Annotated in this window: 18 protein-coding genes; 6 read left to right on the top strand and 12 right to left on the bottom strand. The window is 66.4% G+C overall.

The window, feature by feature from the left end:
• Nucleotides 1-76: 76 nt before the first annotated feature.
• A complete protein-coding gene (locus tag P0Y43_RS24295; protein WP_275639795.1) occupies nt 77-607 on the bottom strand; it encodes a ferritin-like domain-containing protein in 531 nt (176 codons plus the stop codon).
• A gap of 41 nt (nt 608-648) precedes the next feature.
• On the bottom strand, nt 649-990 hold the full coding sequence (gene osmE / locus P0Y43_RS24290; protein WP_275639794.1) for an osmotically-inducible lipoprotein OsmE: 342 nt from the start codon (nt 988-990) through the stop codon (nt 649-651).
• 106 nt (nt 991-1,096) lie between these two features.
• Between osmE and P0Y43_RS24285 the strand changes: the two genes are divergently transcribed.
• Nucleotides 1,097-1,987: an esterase/lipase family protein gene (locus P0Y43_RS24285; protein WP_275639793.1), complete on the top strand. Its 891-nt coding sequence runs from the start codon at nt 1,097-1,099 to the stop codon at nt 1,985-1,987.
• On the opposite strand, the gene P0Y43_RS24280 is transcribed toward P0Y43_RS24285, so the two are convergent.
• A complete protein-coding gene (locus P0Y43_RS24280) occupies nt 1,968-2,861 on the bottom strand; it encodes a DMT family transporter (protein ID WP_275639792.1) in 894 nt (297 codons plus the stop codon). The genes P0Y43_RS24285 and P0Y43_RS24280 overlap by 20 nt on opposite strands.
• A gap of 161 nt (nt 2,862-3,022) precedes the next feature.
• Between P0Y43_RS24280 and P0Y43_RS24275 the strand changes: the two genes are divergently transcribed.
• From P0Y43_RS24275 to P0Y43_RS24265, 3 genes are all read left to right on the top strand, one after another.
• A complete protein-coding gene (locus P0Y43_RS24275) occupies nt 3,023-3,808 on the top strand; it encodes an AraC family transcriptional regulator (RefSeq protein WP_275639791.1) in 786 nt (261 codons plus the stop codon).
• Nucleotides 3,809-3,882: 74 nt separating this feature from the next.
• Nucleotides 3,883-4,167: a PsiF family protein gene (locus P0Y43_RS24270; protein WP_275639790.1), complete on the top strand. Its 285-nt coding sequence runs from the start codon at nt 3,883-3,885 to the stop codon at nt 4,165-4,167.
• A gap of 70 nt (nt 4,168-4,237) precedes the next feature.
• On the top strand, nt 4,238-5,245 hold the full coding sequence (locus P0Y43_RS24265) for an AI-2E family transporter (RefSeq protein WP_275639789.1): 1,008 nt from the start codon (nt 4,238-4,240) through the stop codon (nt 5,243-5,245).
• Between the two features lie 41 nt (nt 5,246-5,286).
• Here the strand turns inward: P0Y43_RS24265 and P0Y43_RS24260 are convergent, their stop codons facing one another.
• On the bottom strand, nt 5,287-6,558 hold the full coding sequence (locus tag P0Y43_RS24260) for an Hsp70 family protein (RefSeq protein ID WP_275639788.1): 1,272 nt from the start codon (nt 6,556-6,558) through the stop codon (nt 5,287-5,289).
• A gap of 164 nt (nt 6,559-6,722) precedes the next feature.
• Between P0Y43_RS24260 and cbpA the strand changes: the two genes are divergently transcribed.
• Nucleotides 6,723-7,673 carry a curved DNA-binding protein gene (cbpA, locus tag P0Y43_RS24255; RefSeq protein ID WP_275639787.1) on the top strand — a complete coding sequence of 317 codons (951 nt, stop codon included), beginning with the start codon at nt 6,723-6,725 and terminating at the stop codon, nt 7,671-7,673.
• A gap of 2 nt (nt 7,674-7,675) precedes the next feature.
• Nucleotides 7,676-7,981, top strand: a complete 306-nt coding sequence (locus tag P0Y43_RS24250) for a chaperone modulator CbpM (protein ID WP_275639786.1) — start codon at nt 7,676-7,678, stop codon at nt 7,979-7,981.
• A gap of 74 nt (nt 7,982-8,055) precedes the next feature.
• Here the strand turns inward: P0Y43_RS24250 and P0Y43_RS24245 are convergent, their stop codons facing one another.
• The 8 genes from P0Y43_RS24245 to cycA form a co-directional block, all read right to left on the bottom strand.
• Entirely contained in the window at nt 8,056-8,589 is a 534-nt protein-coding gene (locus tag P0Y43_RS24245; RefSeq protein WP_275639785.1) for a GNAT family N-acetyltransferase, read from the bottom strand.
• A 6-nt stretch (nt 8,590-8,595) separates the two neighbouring features.
• Nucleotides 8,596-9,120, bottom strand: a complete 525-nt coding sequence (locus P0Y43_RS24240; RefSeq protein ID WP_275639784.1) for a GNAT family N-acetyltransferase — start codon at nt 9,118-9,120, stop codon at nt 8,596-8,598.
• 30 nt (nt 9,121-9,150) lie between these two features.
• Nucleotides 9,151-9,849 carry an urea ABC transporter ATP-binding subunit UrtE gene (gene urtE, locus P0Y43_RS24235; protein ID WP_275639783.1) on the bottom strand — a complete coding sequence of 233 codons (699 nt, stop codon included), beginning with the start codon at nt 9,847-9,849 and terminating at the stop codon, nt 9,151-9,153.
• 65 nt (nt 9,850-9,914) lie between these two features.
• Nucleotides 9,915-10,772 carry an urea ABC transporter ATP-binding protein UrtD gene (gene urtD, locus P0Y43_RS24230; protein ID WP_275639782.1) on the bottom strand — a complete coding sequence of 286 codons (858 nt, stop codon included), beginning with the start codon at nt 10,770-10,772 and terminating at the stop codon, nt 9,915-9,917.
• Nucleotides 10,769-11,848 (bottom strand): urea ABC transporter permease subunit UrtC, encoded by a 1,080-nt coding sequence (urtC, locus tag P0Y43_RS24225; RefSeq protein ID WP_275639781.1) that lies wholly within the window; start codon nt 11,846-11,848, stop codon nt 10,769-10,771. Before urtC ends, urtD begins: the two co-directional genes overlap by 4 nt.
• On the bottom strand, nt 11,848-13,335 hold the full coding sequence (gene urtB, locus P0Y43_RS24220) for an urea ABC transporter permease subunit UrtB (RefSeq protein WP_275639780.1): 1,488 nt from the start codon (nt 13,333-13,335) through the stop codon (nt 11,848-11,850). The genes urtC and urtB overlap by 1 nt, the downstream gene beginning before the upstream one ends.
• Nucleotides 13,336-13,474: 139 nt before the next feature.
• Nucleotides 13,475-14,740: an urea ABC transporter substrate-binding protein gene (gene urtA, locus P0Y43_RS24215; RefSeq protein ID WP_275639779.1), complete on the bottom strand. Its 1,266-nt coding sequence runs from the start codon at nt 14,738-14,740 to the stop codon at nt 13,475-13,477.
• A gap of 248 nt (nt 14,741-14,988) precedes the next feature.
• Entirely contained in the window at nt 14,989-16,401 is a 1,413-nt protein-coding gene (gene cycA, locus P0Y43_RS24210) for a D-serine/D-alanine/glycine transporter (RefSeq protein ID WP_275639778.1), read from the bottom strand.
• Between the last annotated feature and the right edge of the window lie 7 nt (nt 16,402-16,408).

The raw sequence follows: 16,408 nt of genomic DNA, 5'->3' as shown, positions 1-16,408 counted from the left end.
GATCACGGGGCAAGCCCGCACCCACAGGTGCAGCACTGGCTTCTAGAACAGTGCGATACCTGTGGGCGCGGGGGCTTCACAGCCCTTGCAAGAGGTCCGCCATGTCGTCGGCGTGCTCTTCTTCCTGCGCGAGGATGTCCTCGAAGATGCGCCGGGTGGTCGGGTCCTTCTCACCGATGTACTGGATGATCTCCCGGTAGCTATCGATGGCGATCCGCTCGGCCACCAGGTCTTCCAGCACCATCTCCTTCAGCGACCCGCCCGCCACGTACTGGGCGTGGGAGTTCTTGGTCAGGTTGTCCGGGTTGAAGTCGGGCTCGCCACCCAACTGCACGATGCGCTCGGCCAGCTTGTCGGCGTGCTCGGCCTCTTGGGTGGCATGCTCGAGGAACTCCTCGGCGGCCACGCTGGCCTTGATGCCGCTGGCCATGAAGTAGTGGCGCTTGTAGCGCAGCACGCAGACCAGCTCCGTGGCCAGCGACTCGTTGAGCAGGCGCAGGATCTGCTCGCGGTCGGCGTTGTAGCCCTCGGTCACGGCGCCTTGCTCGACATGCTGGCGGGCACGTTCGCGCAGGGTCTTCACATCGGTCAGTTCAACGTTGCTCATGGTCATCTCCGAAAGTCAGGGTGGTCAGGGGGCGGGACGGCTCAGGCGCCGGGAACGGCCTGGCGGTCCTCTTCTCGTTGTTTGCAGGTCTTGAAGCCTTTGGCATCGACATGCCCGGTGGCGTCGAAGCGCACGTAGTAGGGCTGCTGCTTGCCGTCGTGGTTGAGGATGTAGTCATTGCAGGTGCCACCGTGCGGCAGGTCGCTGGCGTTGGACGGGTTGCCGCCGATGGCGATGACCTTCTGCATGGTCATGCCGTGCTCCACCTGCTTGACCAGCGGTTCGTCGCGATAGGTGACGTAGTCCACCGGGTTTTCCGGGCGACTGCCGCAGGCGGCGAGGGTGGCGCTCGCCAGCAGGATGGCCAGAGTCTTTCTGTACATGGTCACGCTCCTTGCTCGGGTCTGTTCTGGTTGGAACCGCGCGGCGCGCCAGGAGTTCGATCGCAACCTATAGTGAGCAGGGGCTTGTCCAGGGAGAGGGAAGGGGATGAAACAAGAACTGGCCACGCGCTACCCGCTGGTGCTGGTGCCCGGCATGCTCGGCTTCGTGCGCCTGCTGCTGTACCCGTACTGGTTCGGCATCGTCCCGGCGTTGCGCCAGGGCGGGGCGCAGGTGTTCCCGGTGCAGGTCTCGCCGCTGCATTCGAGCGAGGTGCGCGGTGAGCAACTGCTGGCGATCATCGAAGACATCTGCGCGCGCACCGGTGCCGACAAGGTCAACCTGATCGGCCATAGCCAGGGCGCGCTCAGTGCCCGCTACGCCGCAGCGCTTCGGCCGCAGCGGGTGGCCTCGGTGACCTCGGTGGCCGGCCCCAACCACGGCTCGGAGCTGGCCGACCACCTGGAGCGCACGGCCCCCGGCGACTCACCCGGGGGCCGTCTGCTCAAGGCCGCGCTGCATGGCCTGGGGCTGCTGCTGGTGTGGCTGGAGACGGGCTGGCGCCGCGACCCGCTGCCGATCGACGTGCACGCCTCGCACCAGTCGCTGACCAGCGCCGGGGTGGCGCTGTTCAACCAGGCTTATCCACAGGGCTTGCCCGATACCTGGGGTGGGCACGGGCCGGGCGAGGTCGGCGGGGTGCGCTACTACTCGTGGTCCGGCACCTTGCAGCCCGGCCGCACCGACCGCGGCCTGAACCGTTTCGACGGCAGCAACCGCTTCTGCCGCCTGTTCGCCCGCAGCTTCGTGCGCGAAAAGGGCCACTGCGACGGCATGGTCGGGCGCTGCAGCTCGCACCTGGGCGAGGTGATCGGCGATGACTACCCGCTCGACCACCTGGACATCGTCAACCAGCAGTTCGGCGCGGTCGGCAAGGGTGCCGACCCGGTGCGGCTGTTCATCGAGCATGCCGCCCGGCTCAAGGCTGCGGGGCTTTAACGGGGCGGCGTAGCGGGGTGGTCCAGCGCTCGGCGAGAATCACCCCGGCGAGGGTCAGCAGGCCGCCGTACAGGTGGTAGCCGGCCAGTCGCTCGCCCAGCACCAGCGCGGCGATCAGCGCGGTGACCACCGGCAGCAGGTTGAAGAACTGCGTGGTGCGGCTGGGCCCCAGGCGCTGCACGGCCTGCATCCAGAACAGCGGGGCGATCATCGAGGCCAGCACGCAGGCATACAGCACCAGGCCGATGTTGCGGGCGGTCAGGCCGGTTTTCTCCGATACCAGGTACAGCGGCAGCAGCACCAGGATCGCCACCAGGATCTGCAGGTACAACAGCTGCAACGGCGGCAGGCGCAGTTGCCATTTCTTCAGCAGGCAGCTGTACAGCGCGTAGGCGAAGGTGGCCACCAGCATCAGCAGGTCGCCACGATTGAGACCGTGCTGCAGCAGCGCCGCTGGTTGGCCCGCCGAGACCACTTCCAGCACCCCGATGAACGACACCACGGCGCCGAGCAGGGCACCGAAGGTGAGGCGCTGGCCCAGCCAGGCGATGGACAGGGCCAGCGACATCAACGGCATCAGCGAGAGGATGATGCCCATGTTGGTGGCGCTGGTGATGCCGGCGGCGAAGTAGGCCAGGCTCTGGTACATGGCCATGCCCAGCACACCGAGGATGAACACCTTGCCCAGGTGCGGGCGGATGGCGGCGCGGTTGCGCCATACCTGGGGCAGCAGGAAGGGGGTGAACAGCAAGCCGGCCAGCAGCCAGCGGTAGAGGCCGATCTCGGCGGGGAAGATGGCCCCGGCCGACATCTTGGTGACCACGGTGTTGCCGGCCCAGATGAGGATGGCCAGCAGTGGGAAGGTGTAGTTCATAGATCTCTCGAAAACGGTACGTCGCCCCTTTGTAGGCGCGGGCGCGTGGCTGTTCTGCCGGCAACGGGAAATGGAGGATGTGCCGATTGGCGGCCATTATCCCCTGTCTGTCCACAAGCCTATACTTCCATCCAGACAACCAGCCCATCGAACCAGACACCATGGCCGGCAAATACCTCGACATCCCCACCTTCAGCGAACTCCCCGCCCCGGTGTACTTCCGTTACGACGAGTTCAGCGCCGACACTATCAGCGCCCCGCACCGCCACGCCTGGGGCCAGCTCAACTACGCCGCCCACGGCGTGATGCACCTGGACGTCGACGGCCAGCGCTTCGTCTCGCCCCCGCACTACGCGGTCTGGGTACCGCCCGGCCACGAGCACGGCTGCTACAACCCCCAGGCCATCGTCTACCGTTCGGTCTACCTCGACCGCAGCCTGTGCGCCGACCTGCCCGCACAACCCTGCAGCCTGTTGATCAGCGACATCCTCAAGGCGATCCTCGGCGACTTCGCCCGGCGCGACCTCCGGGTGGCGCAGGATACCCGCGACCAGCGCCTGGTGCAGGTGCTGCTCGACCAGTTGCTGCTGGCGCCGACCCAGACCTGCTACCTGCCCTACGCCCAGGGCGAGGGCCTGCGCCAGGTGCTCGAAGCGTTGCACGCCGACCCTGGCGACAACCGCCCGCTGGCCGACTGGGCGGCGCAAGCGCACGTCAGCGAACGCACCCTGGCGCGCCAGTGCCTACGTGAGCTGGGCATCAGCTTCGGCGAGTGGCGCCTGCGCCTGCGCTTTCTGCGCGCCATCGAGGCGCTGGAGGGCGATGGCTCGGTGCAGGCCATCGCCTTCGACCTCGGCTACAGCAGCGCTTCGGCCTTCATCGCCATGTTCCAGCGCCAGGCCCAGTGCACCCCGGAGCAGTACCGCCGACGGGCACGGGCGGGCTGAGCGGAATGTAAAAAATCTTGTCTACACTCAGCTCGACGACCGTGCATCCGGCGCGGAAACAAGGAGACCACTCCATGAAGAGGCTGCAAGTGCCATTGCTGGTATTGGGTGTGTTGATCAGCGCGCAGGGATTCGCCGCCACCGCGCAACAGGAAAAGATGAAGACCTGCAATGCCGAAGCCACCGAAAAGGCGCTCAAGGGCGATGAGCGCAAGGCGTTCATGAGCACCTGCCTGAAGGCCAAGCCGGCCCAGACCCAGCAGGAAAAGATGAAGACCTGCAACGCCGACGCCACCACCAAGGCGCTCAAGGGCGACGAGCGCAAGGCCTTCATGAGCGACTGCCTGAAGAAGAAATGACCTGCGCCTATGCCTGCCGCATGAAGGCTGGCAGACTGCGGGTCTTTCCGCTGTCTGCCGCCGAGGCTGTATGACCTTCACCCCCCGCCAGATCACCCTGGCCAGCTGGATCATCGTCATTGCCGGCCTGCTCCTGGCCCTGCCCCTGAAGCTGCTGCCGAGCCTGCTGGCCGGCCTGTTGGTGTACGAGTTGGTGAACATGCTCACCCCGCGCCTGCAACCGCTGATCGCCGGGCAACGCGCGCGTTGGCTGGCGGTGGCGTTGCTCGGCACCCTGGTGGTCAGTACCCTGACGCTGTTGATCGCCGGCGCCTTCAGCTTCCTGCTGCACGAGGCGGAGAACCCCGGCGCCTCGCTGGACAAGTTCATGGGCCTGGTGGAGCGCGCCCGCGGGCAACTGCCGCCGTTCATCGAAGGCTACCTGCCGGCCAGCGCCGCGGAGTTCAAGGTGGCCATCGGCGACTGGCTGAAGAGCCACCTGGGCGAGTTGCAACTGGTGGGCAAGGGCATGGCGCACATGTTCGTCACCTTGCTGATCGGCATGATCCTCGGCGCCATCGTCGCCTTGCAGCGCATGCCCGACCTGTCGCGGCGCAAGCCCCTGGCGGCGGCGCTGTTCGAGCGCCTGAGCCTGCTGGTGCAGGCGTTTCGCAACATCGTTTTCGCGCAGATCAAGATCTCGCTGCTCAACACCTTCTTCACCGGGATCTTCCTGGCGGTGATCTTCCCGCTGTTCGGCGTGCACCTGCCGCTGACCAAGACGCTGATCGTGCTGACCTTCCTGCTGGGGCTGCTGCCGGTGATCGGCAACCTGATGTCCAACACGCTGATCACCATCGTCGGGCTGTCGTTGTCGATCTGGGTGGCGATGGCGGCGTTGGGGTATTTGATCGTGATCCACAAGGTCGAGTATTTCCTCAACGCGCGGATCGTCGGCGGGCAGATCAGTGCCAAGTCGTGGGAGCTGCTGCTGGCGATGCTGGTGTTCGAGGCCGCGTTCGGGCTGCCGGGGGTGGTGGCGGGGCCGATCTACTACGCGTACCTGAAGAGTGAGCTCAAGCGCGCCGAGTTGGTCTGACGCAGGCCAGCGCGCTCCTGCAGGAGCGCGCGGCGTCGTCGTTAGAGGGTGCCGTAGCGCTTGCGCGCCTCGATCGCCAGCCCGCTGCCGATGCTGCCGAAGATGTTCCCTTCCACATGCTGCGCGTTCGGTAGCATCGCCGCCACGCTGTTGCGCAGCGCCGGGATGCCGCTGGAGCCGCCGGTGAAGAACACCGTGTCCACCTGCGCCTCGCTCACCCCGGCCTTGGCCAGCAGCTCGCTGACGCTGCCCCGCACCCGTTCCAGCAAGCCACCGATGGCCTCTTCGAACACCGCGCGCGTCAGGTCGACCACTAACTCAGGCTCCACGCGCCCCAGGTCGATGCGGCGGCTATCGTGCTCGGTCAGCTCGATCTTGCTGGCTTCCACTTCCATCGCCAGCCAGTGCCCGGCGCGTTGCTCGATCAGGTTGAACAGGCGGTCGATGCCCAGCGTGTCCTCGATGTCGTAGCGCATGCTGCCCAGGGCCAGTTGGGATTTCTGCGAGTACAGTGCGTTGATGGTGTGCCAGGTGGCCAGGTTCAAGTGGTAGCTGGTGGGCATCAGCGCACCGCTCTTCATCCGGCTGCCGTAGCCGAACAGCGGCATCACGCCTTGCAGGCTCAGTTGCTTGTCGAAGTCGGTGCCGCCGATGTGCACGCCCCCGGTGGCGAGGATGTCGCTCTGGCGCTCGTCGATCAGGTGGCGCTCCGGCGACAGGCGGATCAGGGTGAAGTCCGAGGTGCCGCCGCCGATGTCGACGATCAGCACCAGCTCTTCGCGGGTGATGCGCGACTCGTAGTCGAACGCTGCGGCGATCGGCTCGTACTGGAACGACACGTCTTTGAAGCCAAGCTTGCGCGCCACCTCGGCCAGGGTGTCCTCGGCCTCCTGGTCGGCGGCCGGGTCTTCGTCGACGAAGAACACCGGGCGGCCCAGCACCACCTGCTCGAAGTCGCGCCCGGCGGTGGCCTCGGCGCGTTTCTTCAGCTCGCCGATGAACATCCCCAGCAGGTCCTTGAACGGCAGGGCGGTGCCCAGCACGCTGGTGTCATGCTTGATCAGCTTGGAGCCCAGCAGGCTCTTGAGCGAGCGCATCAGGCGGCCTTCGTAGCCTTCCAGGTATTCGTGCAGGGCCAGGCGGCCGTACACCGGGCGTCGCTCCTCGAGGTTGAAGAACACCACCGACGGCAGGGTGATCTTGCCGTCCTCCAGGGCGATCAGCGATTCGACGCCCGGGCGGTGCCAGCCGACCGTGGAGTTTGAGGTGCCGAAGTCGATGCCGCAGGCGCGGGCCGGGGATGCGTCAGACATGGTGGAAGGCTTCTCGAGGGCAAAACGGCCGCGCAGTTTATGCCTTTGGCCGACAGAATCAAGACCGGTCGTCTGCTGTGGAACAACCCCAAGCGAACCTTGAAAGGCTATGCTTGCCCCCTATCTTCAGAAGCAACGCGTCATTTCCCATTGGTGATCCTTAGATGGACTTCAAAGACTATTACAAGATTCTTGGCGTAGAGCCGACCGCGGACGAAAAGGCGATCAAGGCCGCCTACCGCAAACTCGCGCGCAAGTATCACCCCGACGTCAGCAAAGAGCGTGACGCCGAGGACAAATTCAAAGAGGCCAACGAGGCCTACGAGGTGCTGGGCGACACCCAGAAGCGCGCCGAATACGACGAGATCCGCAAGTATGGCGGCCAGCACGGCCGGCCGTTCCAGGCCCCGCCGGGCTGGGAAGGCCGTGGCGGCGGTGGCGGTTTCGAAGGCGGTGACTTCTCGGATTTCTTCAGCTCTATCTTCGGTGCCCGTGGCGGCAACCCCTTCGGCCGTGGCGGCCAGCAGCGCAGCACCGGCAGGCGAGGGCAGGACGTGGAACTGGAACTGGCGATCTTCCTCGAGGAAACCCTGAGCAAGGAGTCCAAGCAGATCAGCTTCCAGGTCCCGCAGACCAACGCCGCCGGCCAGCGCACCGGGTTCACCACCAAGACCCTCAACGTCAAGATCCCCGCCGGGGTGACCGACGGCGAGCGCATCCGCCTCAAGGGCCAGGGCGCGCCGGGCGCGGGTGGCGGGGCGAATGGCGACCTGTTCCTGACCGTGCGTATGGCACCGCACCCGCTGTTCGATGTCGAAGGTCATGACCTGATCATCACCGTGCCGCTGGCCCCTTGGGAGGCGGCGCTGGGCACCAAGGTGGCGGTGCCGACGCTGACCGGCAAGATCAACCTGACCATCCGCCCCGACAGCCAGAGCGGCCAGCGCCTGCGCGTGAAGGGCATGGGCCTGGCCACCAAGCAGGGCGAGCGTGGCGACCTCTACGCCCAGCTCAAGGTGGTGATGCCCGCGCAGTCCGATGCGGCGGCCCGTGAGTTGTGGACCAAGCTGTCCGAGAAGGCCGCGTTCAACCCGAGGACACACTGGAGTAAGTGATCATGAGCAGCACCCTGATCGTTCAACTGGACATGCGTACCCTCTGCCAGGAAGCCGACCTCACGGCCGACTGCGTGATCGAGATCGTCGAGCACGGCATCGTTGAACCGTCGGGGCGAACGCCGGACGACTGGCTGTTCGATGACCGCGCGCCGGGGACGGTGAAGCGCGCGGTCAAGCTGCACCAGGAGTTGGAGCTGGAGTGGGAAGGCGTGGCGCTGGCGCTGGAGTTGCTGGAGGAACTGCAGCAGTTGCGCAGCGAGAACAGCATGCTGCGCCAGCGGTTGGGCAGGTTCACCCAGATGTAAAGGGGCCGCTGCGCAAGCCCGCTCTTTGTAGGCGCGGGCTTGCCCCGCGATGGCGTCGGTGAACTCAACATCGCCTACACAGGGGCGCGCAGCACCTTGTAATACAGCGCCGTGGCCCGATACAGCCCATCCGGCCCACAGGCGTAGTCTGGAATCTCCCCCGCCTTGGCGTACCCCAGTGCCCGGTAGAAGCCCTCCGCCCCCGACCCCGCTTCGGTGTCCAGGTACAGCATGCCGCGCTTGCACTGGCGCGCGGCACTCTCCAGCGCCTGCATCAGGTGCTGCCCCAACCCCCGCCGCCGCGCGCTGCTGTGCACCAACAGCTTCTGCACCTCGGCGCGGTTCAGCCCGTTGGGCTTCAGGCACAACCCCAGTTGCACGCTGGCCAGCACCTCCCGCCCCTGGGCCACCACCCAGAGCAACTGCTCGCCATTGCCCAGCCGCACCTTCACCTCATCGAAATAACGCAGCGCCTGCGTCTCGTCCAGGTCGTCGAGAAACCCCACCGAGGCGCCATGGCGCACCGCATCCAACAGCAGCGCGACGAGGCCGTCGCGGTAGTAGGCCAGGCTTTCGTGGGTCACCCGTTGCAGTTGCGCGGCGTTCATCGGGGGTCAGCTCCTCGAAGGGGGAAGGGCGTCGTCATCCAGCATCAATTGCATGAAGGTCAAATCCAGCCAGCGCCCGAACTTCACCCCCACCTGCGGCATCTGCCCGCTGGTGACGAAGCCCAGGCGCTCGTGCAGGCGGATCGACGCGGCGTTGCCGCTCTCGATGGCCGCCACCATCACATGCTTGCCACAGGCCCGCGCGCGGGCCACCAGCGCTTGCATCAACAGCGGCCCCAGGCCCTTGCCGCGCTGGTCGCCACGGATGTACACCGAGTGCTCCACGGTGTGGCGGAAGCCCTCGAACGGCCGCCAGTCGCCGAACGAGGCATAGCCCAGCACGCCCGTGTCATCCGCCGCCACCAGGATCGGGTAACCTTGCTCGGCGCGCGCGGCGAACCACGCCTGGCGGTTGGCGAGGTCCACCGGGGTTTCGTTCCAGATCGCCGTGGTGTTGCGCACGGCATCGTTGTAGATGTCGAGGATGCCGGGCACGTCGTCGGGCAGGGCATCGCGGATCAGGTGGCTCATCGCAGCGTCTCGCAAGGGGTTTGCCGCAGATTAAATGGTAACCAGGCCACGCACACCCTCGGCCTGCATGTTTTCGCCACGGCCACGCTGGATGATCTCGCCCCGGGCCATCACCAGGTACTGGTCGGCCAATTCCTCGGCGAAGTCGTAGAACTGCTCCACCAGCAGGATGGCCATGTCGCCACGCTTGGCCAGCGTGCGGATCACCGCGCCGATCTCCTTGATCACCGAGGGCTGGATGCCTTCGGTGGGCTCGTCGAGGATCAGCAGGCGCGGGCGGCTGGCCAGGGCCCGGCCGATGGCCAATTGTTGCTGCTGGCCGCCGGAGAGGTCGCCGCCGCGGCGTTGCTTCATTTGCTCCAGCACCGGGAACAGCTCGTAGATGAACGCCGGCACCTCGCGGGCCTCGCGGGCCGGGAAGCGCGACAGGCCCATCAGCAGGTTTTCCTCGACGCTCAGGCGCGGGAAGATCTCGCGACCCTGGGGCACGTAGGCGATACCGGCGTGCACGCGTTGCTGGGGCTTGAGCGCGGTGATCGGCTTGCCCTCCCACTCGACGCTGCCTTCGCGCGCCGGCACCAGGCCCATCAGGCAGCGCAGCAGGGTGGTCTTGCCCACGCCGTTGCGCCCGAGCAGGCAGGTGACCTCGCCGACCTTGGCCTCGAAGGACAGGCCGCGCAGGATGTGGCTGCCGCCGTAGTACTGGTGCAGGGTGTCGATCTTGAGCATGTCAGTGTTCCTGAAAAAGTGGCTGTGTCTGTGCCGGCCCTATCACGGGGCACAGGCGCTAAAGATCAGCGGCCGAGGTACACCTCGATCACCCGCTCATCGGCCTGCACCTGCTCCAGCGACCCTTCGGCCAGCACACTGCCTTGGTGCAGCACGGTGACGTGGTCGGCGATGCTGCCGACGAAGCCCATGTCGTGCTCCACCACCATCAGCGAATGCTTGCCCGCCAGGCCCTTGAACAGCTCGGCGGTGAACTCGGTTTCGGCATCGGTCATGCCTGCCACCGGCTCGTCGAGCAGCAGCAACTGTGGCTCCTGCACCAGCAGCATGCCGATCTCCAGGAACTGCTTCTGCCCGTGCGACAGCAACCCCGCCTGGCGCCCGGCCAGCGGCAGCAGGCGCAGGGTGTTCAGCACCTCCTCGATGCGCTGGCGCTGCTCGCCGCTCAGGCGCGCGGCGATGCTCGCCCACACCGACTTGTCGGTCTTCAGCGCCAGCTCCAGGTTCTCGTACACGCTCAGCGCCTCGAACACCGTGGGCTTCTGGAACTTGCGACCGATGCCGGCCTGGGCGATCTGGTGCTCGCTCATGCGGGTGAGGTCCAGGGTGTCGCCGAAGAACGCGGTGCCGGTGTCGGGCCGGGTCTTGCCGGTGATCACGTCCATCATCGTGGTCTTGCCCGCGCCATTGGGGCCGATGATGCAGCGCAGCTCGCCGACGCCGATGTACAGGTTCAGGGCGTTGAGCGCCTTGAAGCCGTCGAAGCTGACGCTGATGTCTTCCAGGCTCAGCACCGTGCCGTGGCGGGTGTCGAGCCCGGCCTTGCGCGGCTGGCCGAGGCCGATGGCGTCGCGGCCGGCGCCGAGGGTGTCGAACACCGGCTCGAGCATGAATTCCGGGTGAGCGGGGGGGACGCCTTTCATGGCTGGCTCCTTTTCTTCAACAGGCCCACCACGCCCTTGGGCAGGTACAGGGTGACAAGGATGAACAGCGCACCGAGGAAGAACAGCCAGAACTCCGGGAACGCCACGGTGAACCAGCTCTTCATGCCATTGACCAGCCCGGCGCCGAGCAGCGGGCCGACCAGCGTGCCGCGCCCGCCCAGGGCCACCCACACGGCGGCCTCGATGGAGTTGGTCGGCGACATCTCGCTGGGGTTGATGATGCCCACCTGCGGCACGTACAGCGCGCCGGCCAGGCCGCACAGCACCGCGCTCAGCACCCAGACGGTGAGCTTGAAGCCACGTGGGTCGTAGCCGCAGAACATCAGGCGGTTCTCGGCGTCGCGCACGGCGGTGAGCAAGCGCCCGAACTTGCTGCGGGTCAGGCGCCAGCACAGGTACAGGCTGCCCAGCAGCAGCGCCACGGTGAGCAGGAACAGCACCGCGCGGGTGCCTTGGGAGGCGATGTCGAAGCCCAGGATCGTGCGGAAGCTGGTGAAGCCATTGTTGCCGCCAAAGCCGGTCTCGTTGCGGAAGAACAGCAACATGCCGGCGAAGGTCAGGGCCTGGGTCATGATCGAGAAATACACGCCCTTGATCCGCGAGCGGAAGGCGAAGAAGCCGAACACCAGCGCCAGCAACCCCGGCGCCAGCACCACCAGGCACAGCGCCCAGGCGAAGTGCTGGGTGCCGGCCCAGTACCAGGGCAGCTCGCTCCACGACAGGAAGGTCATGAACCCCGGCAGGCCGTCGCCAGCGGCCTGGCGCATCAGGTACATGCCCATGGCGTAGCCGCCGAGGGCGAAGAACAGGCCGTGGCCGAGCGACAGCAGCCCGGCGTAGCCCCAGACCAGGTCCAGGGCCAGGGCGACGATGGCGTAGCAGAGGATCTTGCCCACCAGCGTCAGGGTATAGGCCGAGACCTGCAGCGCGTGGCCCTCGGGCAGCAGCGACAACAGCGGCAGGGCCAGCAGCAGCAGGACGACGGCGGCGCCGATGGCCAGGGTGGCGCGCGGCCCGGCCTTTTGCGTGGCGGTGACAAGCAGTGGCTGGTTCATCAGTCGATTACCCGTCCCTTGAGGGCGAACAGGCCTTGCGGGCGTTTCTGGATGAACAGAATGATCAGCGCAAGGATGAGGATCTTGCCGAGCACCGCACCGATCTGCGGCTCCAGCAGCTTGTTGGCTATCCCTAAGCCAAAGGCCGCCCAGAGGCTGCCGGCCAGTTGCCCGACGCCGCCGAGCACCACCACCAGGAACGAATCGATGATGTAGCTCTGGCCCAGGTCCGGGCCGACGTTGCCGACCTGGCTCAGGGCCACGCCGCCGAGGCCGGCGATGCCCGAGCCGAGGCCGAAGGCGAGCATGTCGACGCGCCCGGTGGACACCCCGCAGCAGGCCGCCATGTTGCGGTTCTGCGTCACCGCGCGCACGTTCAGGCCCAGCCGCGTGCGGTTGAGCAGCAGCCAGGTGAGCAGCACCACGGCCAGGGCGAAGCCGATGATCACCAGGCGGTTGTACGGCAGCACCAGGTTGGGCAGCACCTGGATGCCACCGGACAGCCACGCCGGGTTGCTGACCTCGACGTTCTGCGCGCCGAACAGCAGGCGGATGGCCTGGATCAGGATCAGGCTGATGCCCCAGGTCGCCAGCAGGGTTTCCAGTGGGCGGCCGTACAGGTGGCGGATCACCGTGCGTTCCAGGGCCATGCCGACCCCGGCGCTGACCGCGAAGGCCACCGGCAGGGCGATCAACGGGTAGAACTCGATCGCCCCGGGGGCATAGCGTTGCAGCAGCACCTGGACCATGTAGGTGCTGTAGGCGCCGAGCATCAGCATCTCGCCGTGGGCCATGTTGATCACCCCGAGCAGGCCGAACGTGATCGCCAGGCCCAGGGCCGCCAGCAGCAGGATCGAACCCAGCGACAGGCCGCTGAAGGCCTGGCCGAGCACCTCGCCCAGCAGCAGCTTGCGTTGCACTTGGGCGAGGCTGGTTTCGGCGGCGGTGCGCACGCCGGCATTGCTTTCGGCTCCTGGCTGCAGCAGCGCTTCGAGGCGCGTGCGGGCCAGCGGGTCGCCGGTTTCACCGAGCAGACGCACCGCCGCCAGGCGCACGGCGGGGTCTTCGGCGCCCAGTTGCAGGTTGGCCAGGGCCAGGCCCAGGGCGGCGTGCACGGCGGCATCGGGCTCGCTGGCGAAGCGCCGGTCGAGGAAGGCCATTTGCGCCGGCTGCGCGGTTTTCTGCAATTGGCGGGCGGCGGCCAGGCGGGTGTCGGTCTGCTCGCTGAGCAACTGGTGGCTGGCCAGGGCGTTGTCGATCAGCCCGCGCAGGCGGTTGTTCAGGCGCACCTTGCGCGAGTCGTCGGTGGCGACGCGGCCCTCACGCAGGTTCTCCAGCAGCGCCAGGCGCGCCGGGTCGGGTTGCGCCGCCCAGCCTTCGAGCAGGCTGGCCTGCTCGTTGGGCTTGGCGGTGAGGAAGAATTCACCCTCGCTGGCCTGGGTTGCCAGGGGGAGCAGCAGGAGGAGGGTGAGCAGGAGTCTGAGCATGCGGGCAGTCCTGGAAAACAGCGGTGGATTCATCGCGGGGCGAGCCCGCTCCCACAGGTACCCACAGATCCTGAGGGCAGCGGTGAGCCTGTGGGCGCGGGCTAGCCCCGCGAATGGGCCGCACAGCGGCCCCGTGCGATCAGTTGCCTTTCACCGCGTAGTCAGGGCGCTTGTCGTTGCCCGGAATGAACGGGCTCCACGGCTGCGCACGCAGCGGTTGCTGGGTTTCCCAGACCACGCTGAACTGCCCGTCGTCCTGGATCTCGCCGATCATCACCGGCTTGTGCAGGTGGTGGTTGGTCTTGTCCATGGTCAGGGTGTAGCCGGACGGCGCCTGGAAGGTTTGCCCGGCCAGGGCTTCGCGGACCTTGTCGACGTCGGTGGACTTGGCCTTCGCCGCTGCCTGCGCCCACATGTGGATGCCCACGTAGGTGGCTTCCATCGGGTCGTTGGTCACCGCCTTGTCGGCGCCTGGCAGGTTCTTGGCCTTGGCGTAGGCCTTCCAGTCGGCGACGAACTTCTGGTTCACCGGGTTATCCACCGACTCGAAGTAGTTCCATGCCGCCAGGTGGCCCACCAGGGGCTTGGTATCGATGCCGCGCAGCTCCTCCTCGCCCACCGAGAACGCCACCACCGGCACGTCGGTGGCCTTCAGGCCCTGGTTGGCCAGTTCCTTGTAGAACGGCACGTTGGAGTCGCCGTTGACGGTGGAGATGACCGCGGTCTTGCCGCCGGCCGAGAATTTCTTGATGTTGGCGACGATGGTCTGGTAGTCGGCGTGGCCGAACGGGGTGTAGACCTCTTCGATGTCCTTGTCGGCCACACCCTTGCTGTGCAGGAAGGCGCGCAGGATCTTGTTGGTGGTGCGTGGGTAGACGTAGTCGGTGCCCAGCAGGAAGAAGCGCTTGGCCGCGCCGCCGTCTTCGCTCATCAGGTACTCCACCGCCGGGATCGCCTGTTGGTTAGGCGCCGCGCCGGTGTAGAAGACGTTCGGCGACATCTCCTCGCCTTCGTACTGCACCGGGTAGAACAGCAGGCCGTTGAGTTCCTCGAACACCGGCAGCACCGACTTGCGCGACACCGAGGTCCAGCAGCCGAACACCACCGCGACCTTGTCCTGGGTCAGCAGCTGGCGGCTCTTCTCGGCGAACAGCGGCCAGTTGGAGGCTGGGTCCACCACCACCGGTTCGAGCAGCTTGCCGTTGACCCCGCCCTTGGCATTGATCTCATCGATGGTCATCAGCGCCATGTCCTTGAGCGAGGTCTCGGAGATGGCCATGGTGCCGGACAGCGAATGCAGGATGCCGACCTTGATGGTCTCGGCGGCCTGGATGGTCCAGCTCAGCCCCATGGCTGCGAGGCTTGCGCTTAAGGTGACGGCCTTGATCAGACTGCGACGCTTCATGTGCTCTCTCCGGTGCTTTATTAGGGTGTTGGCAACGCGGGGAGGGCTTTTGCAAGTGGTGTGCCGACTTGTGTACAAGTGGCTAGGGCGCATGTTTGCAGGGTTTTGCGCGCAAGCTCAGGGGATTTTCGGGCCAGGTTGGTGCTGCTCGAGGCCTGCTGCACAGGAATGGGGCCGCTGTGCGGCCCATCGCGGGGCAAGGTGGATCGCCGCACTGCGATGGGCTGCGCAGCAGCCCTTTCAGGCGCTCAGTTGTCGCGTGCCACGACGCCGCGCGGCTGGCGCTTGTTGCGCACGAACTGGTAGGTCACCGCCAGCAGCACGAACCACAGCGGCGTCACCACCAGCGCCGCGCGGGTGTCGGCCTCCAGGCTCAGCAGCACCAGGATGCTGGCGAAGAACACCAGGCACACGTAGCACATGAAGCGCCCGCCCGGCATCTTGTAGGTCGATGCCTGGTGCAGCGCCGCGCGCTGCTTGCGGTAGGCCAGGTACGACAGCAGGATCAGCGTCCACACGAACATGAACAGCACCGCCGACACGGTGGTCACCAGGGTGAACGCCTCGACCACGTCGGGGACGATGTAGATCAGCACCGCCCCCAGCAGCAGGCAGGTGCAGGAGAAGTACAGGCCGTTGGCCGGCACGGAGCGGCGCGACAGTTTCTCGAACGCCCTGGGCGCATCGCCCTCCTGGGCCAGGCCGAACAGCATGCGGCTGGTGGAGAACACGCCGCTGTTGGCCGAGGACGCCGCCGAGGTCAGCACCACGAAGTTGATGATGCTCGCCGCCGCCGGCAGGCCGGCCAGCACGAACAGCTCGACGAACGGGCTCTTGCCCGGCACCACCTCGCGCCATGGTGTGACCGCCATGATCGCGATCAGCGCCAGCACGTAGAACACGATGATGCGGATCGGGATCGAGTTGATCGCCCGCGGCAGGGTGCGCTCGGGGTTCTTCGCTTCCGCTGCGGTGGTGCCCACCAGCTCGATGCCGACGAAGGCGAACACGGCGATCTGGAAGCCGGCGAAGAAGCCCAGCAGGCCATTGGGGAACAGGCCGCCGTCGTTCCACAGGTTGGCCAATTGCGCGCTGTGCCCGCTCGGCGATTGGAAGCCGGTGACGACCATGTACAGGCCGGTGGCGACCAAGCCGAGGATGGCGACGATCTTGATCAGGGCGAACCAGAACTCCATCTCGCCGAACAGTTTCACCGTGACCAGGTTCAGCGACAGCAGCAGGCCCACGCAGGTCAGTGCCGGTATCCATTGCGGCAGGCCGGGGAACCAGAACTGCGTGTAGGCGGCGATCGCCACCACGTCGGCGATGCCGGTGACCACCCAGCAGAACCAGTAGGTCCAGCCGGTGAAGTAGCCGGCCCAGGGGCCGAGCAAATCGGCGGAGAAGTCGATGAATGACTTGTAGTTGAGGTTCGACAGCAGCAACTCGCCCATGGCGCGCATGACGAAGAACAGCATGAAGCCGATGATCATGTAGACGAAGATGATCGACGGGCCGGCGAGGCTGATGGTCTTGCCCGAGCCCATGAACAGGCCGGTGCCGATGGCGCCGCCAATGGCGATGAGCTGGATGTGGCGGTTGGTCAGGTTGCGTTGCAGGTGCTGGTCGTCAGCAGGCGGGGAGGAGGAGGTCCGGGTCATGGGCTGC

It is taken from the genome of Pseudomonas entomophila (assembly GCF_029193575.1).
Lineage (GTDB): Bacteria > Pseudomonadota > Gammaproteobacteria > Pseudomonadales > Pseudomonadaceae > Aquipseudomonas > Aquipseudomonas entomophila_G.
This window is presented reverse-complemented; position numbering and strand designations above follow the sequence as displayed.

What these genes read in the sequence shown, in the direction of transcription:
- P0Y43_RS24295 (WP_275639795.1), bottom strand. Translation starts at nt 607, where the DNA reads ATGAGCAACGTTGAACTGACCGATGTGAAGACCCTGCGCGAACGTGCC.
- osmE (WP_275639794.1), bottom strand. Translation starts at nt 990, where the DNA reads ATGTACAGAAAGACTCTGGCCATCCTGCTGGCGAGCGCCACCCTCGCC.
- P0Y43_RS24285 (WP_275639793.1), top strand. Translation starts at nt 1,097, where the DNA reads ATGAAACAAGAACTGGCCACGCGCTACCCGCTGGTGCTGGTGCCCGGC.
- P0Y43_RS24280 (WP_275639792.1), bottom strand. Translation starts at nt 2,861, where the DNA reads ATGAACTACACCTTCCCACTGCTGGCCATCCTCATCTGGGCCGGCAAC.
- P0Y43_RS24275 (WP_275639791.1), top strand. Translation starts at nt 3,023, where the DNA reads ATGGCCGGCAAATACCTCGACATCCCCACCTTCAGCGAACTCCCCGCC.
- P0Y43_RS24270 (WP_275639790.1), top strand. Translation starts at nt 3,883, where the DNA reads ATGAAGAGGCTGCAAGTGCCATTGCTGGTATTGGGTGTGTTGATCAGC.
- P0Y43_RS24265 (WP_275639789.1), top strand. Translation starts at nt 4,238, where the DNA reads ATGACCTTCACCCCCCGCCAGATCACCCTGGCCAGCTGGATCATCGTC.
- P0Y43_RS24260 (WP_275639788.1), bottom strand. Translation starts at nt 6,558, where the DNA reads ATGTCTGACGCATCCCCGGCCCGCGCCTGCGGCATCGACTTCGGCACC.
- cbpA (WP_275639787.1), top strand. Translation starts at nt 6,723, where the DNA reads ATGGACTTCAAAGACTATTACAAGATTCTTGGCGTAGAGCCGACCGCG.
- P0Y43_RS24250 (WP_275639786.1), top strand. Translation starts at nt 7,676, where the DNA reads ATGAGCAGCACCCTGATCGTTCAACTGGACATGCGTACCCTCTGCCAG.
- P0Y43_RS24245 (WP_275639785.1), bottom strand. Translation starts at nt 8,589, where the DNA reads ATGAACGCCGCGCAACTGCAACGGGTGACCCACGAAAGCCTGGCCTAC.
- P0Y43_RS24240 (WP_275639784.1), bottom strand. Translation starts at nt 9,120, where the DNA reads ATGAGCCACCTGATCCGCGATGCCCTGCCCGACGACGTGCCCGGCATC.
- urtE (WP_275639783.1), bottom strand. Translation starts at nt 9,849, where the DNA reads ATGCTCAAGATCGACACCCTGCACCAGTACTACGGCGGCAGCCACATC.
- urtD (WP_275639782.1), bottom strand. Translation starts at nt 10,772, where the DNA reads ATGAAAGGCGTCCCCCCCGCTCACCCGGAATTCATGCTCGAGCCGGTG.
- urtC (WP_275639781.1), bottom strand. Translation starts at nt 11,848, where the DNA reads ATGAACCAGCCACTGCTTGTCACCGCCACGCAAAAGGCCGGGCCGCGC.
- urtB (WP_275639780.1), bottom strand. Translation starts at nt 13,335, where the DNA reads ATGCTCAGACTCCTGCTCACCCTCCTCCTGCTGCTCCCCCTGGCAACC.
- urtA (WP_275639779.1), bottom strand. Translation starts at nt 14,740, where the DNA reads ATGAAGCGTCGCAGTCTGATCAAGGCCGTCACCTTAAGCGCAAGCCTC.
- cycA (WP_275639778.1), bottom strand. Translation starts at nt 16,401, where the DNA reads ATGACCCGGACCTCCTCCTCCCCGCCTGCTGACGACCAGCACCTGCAA.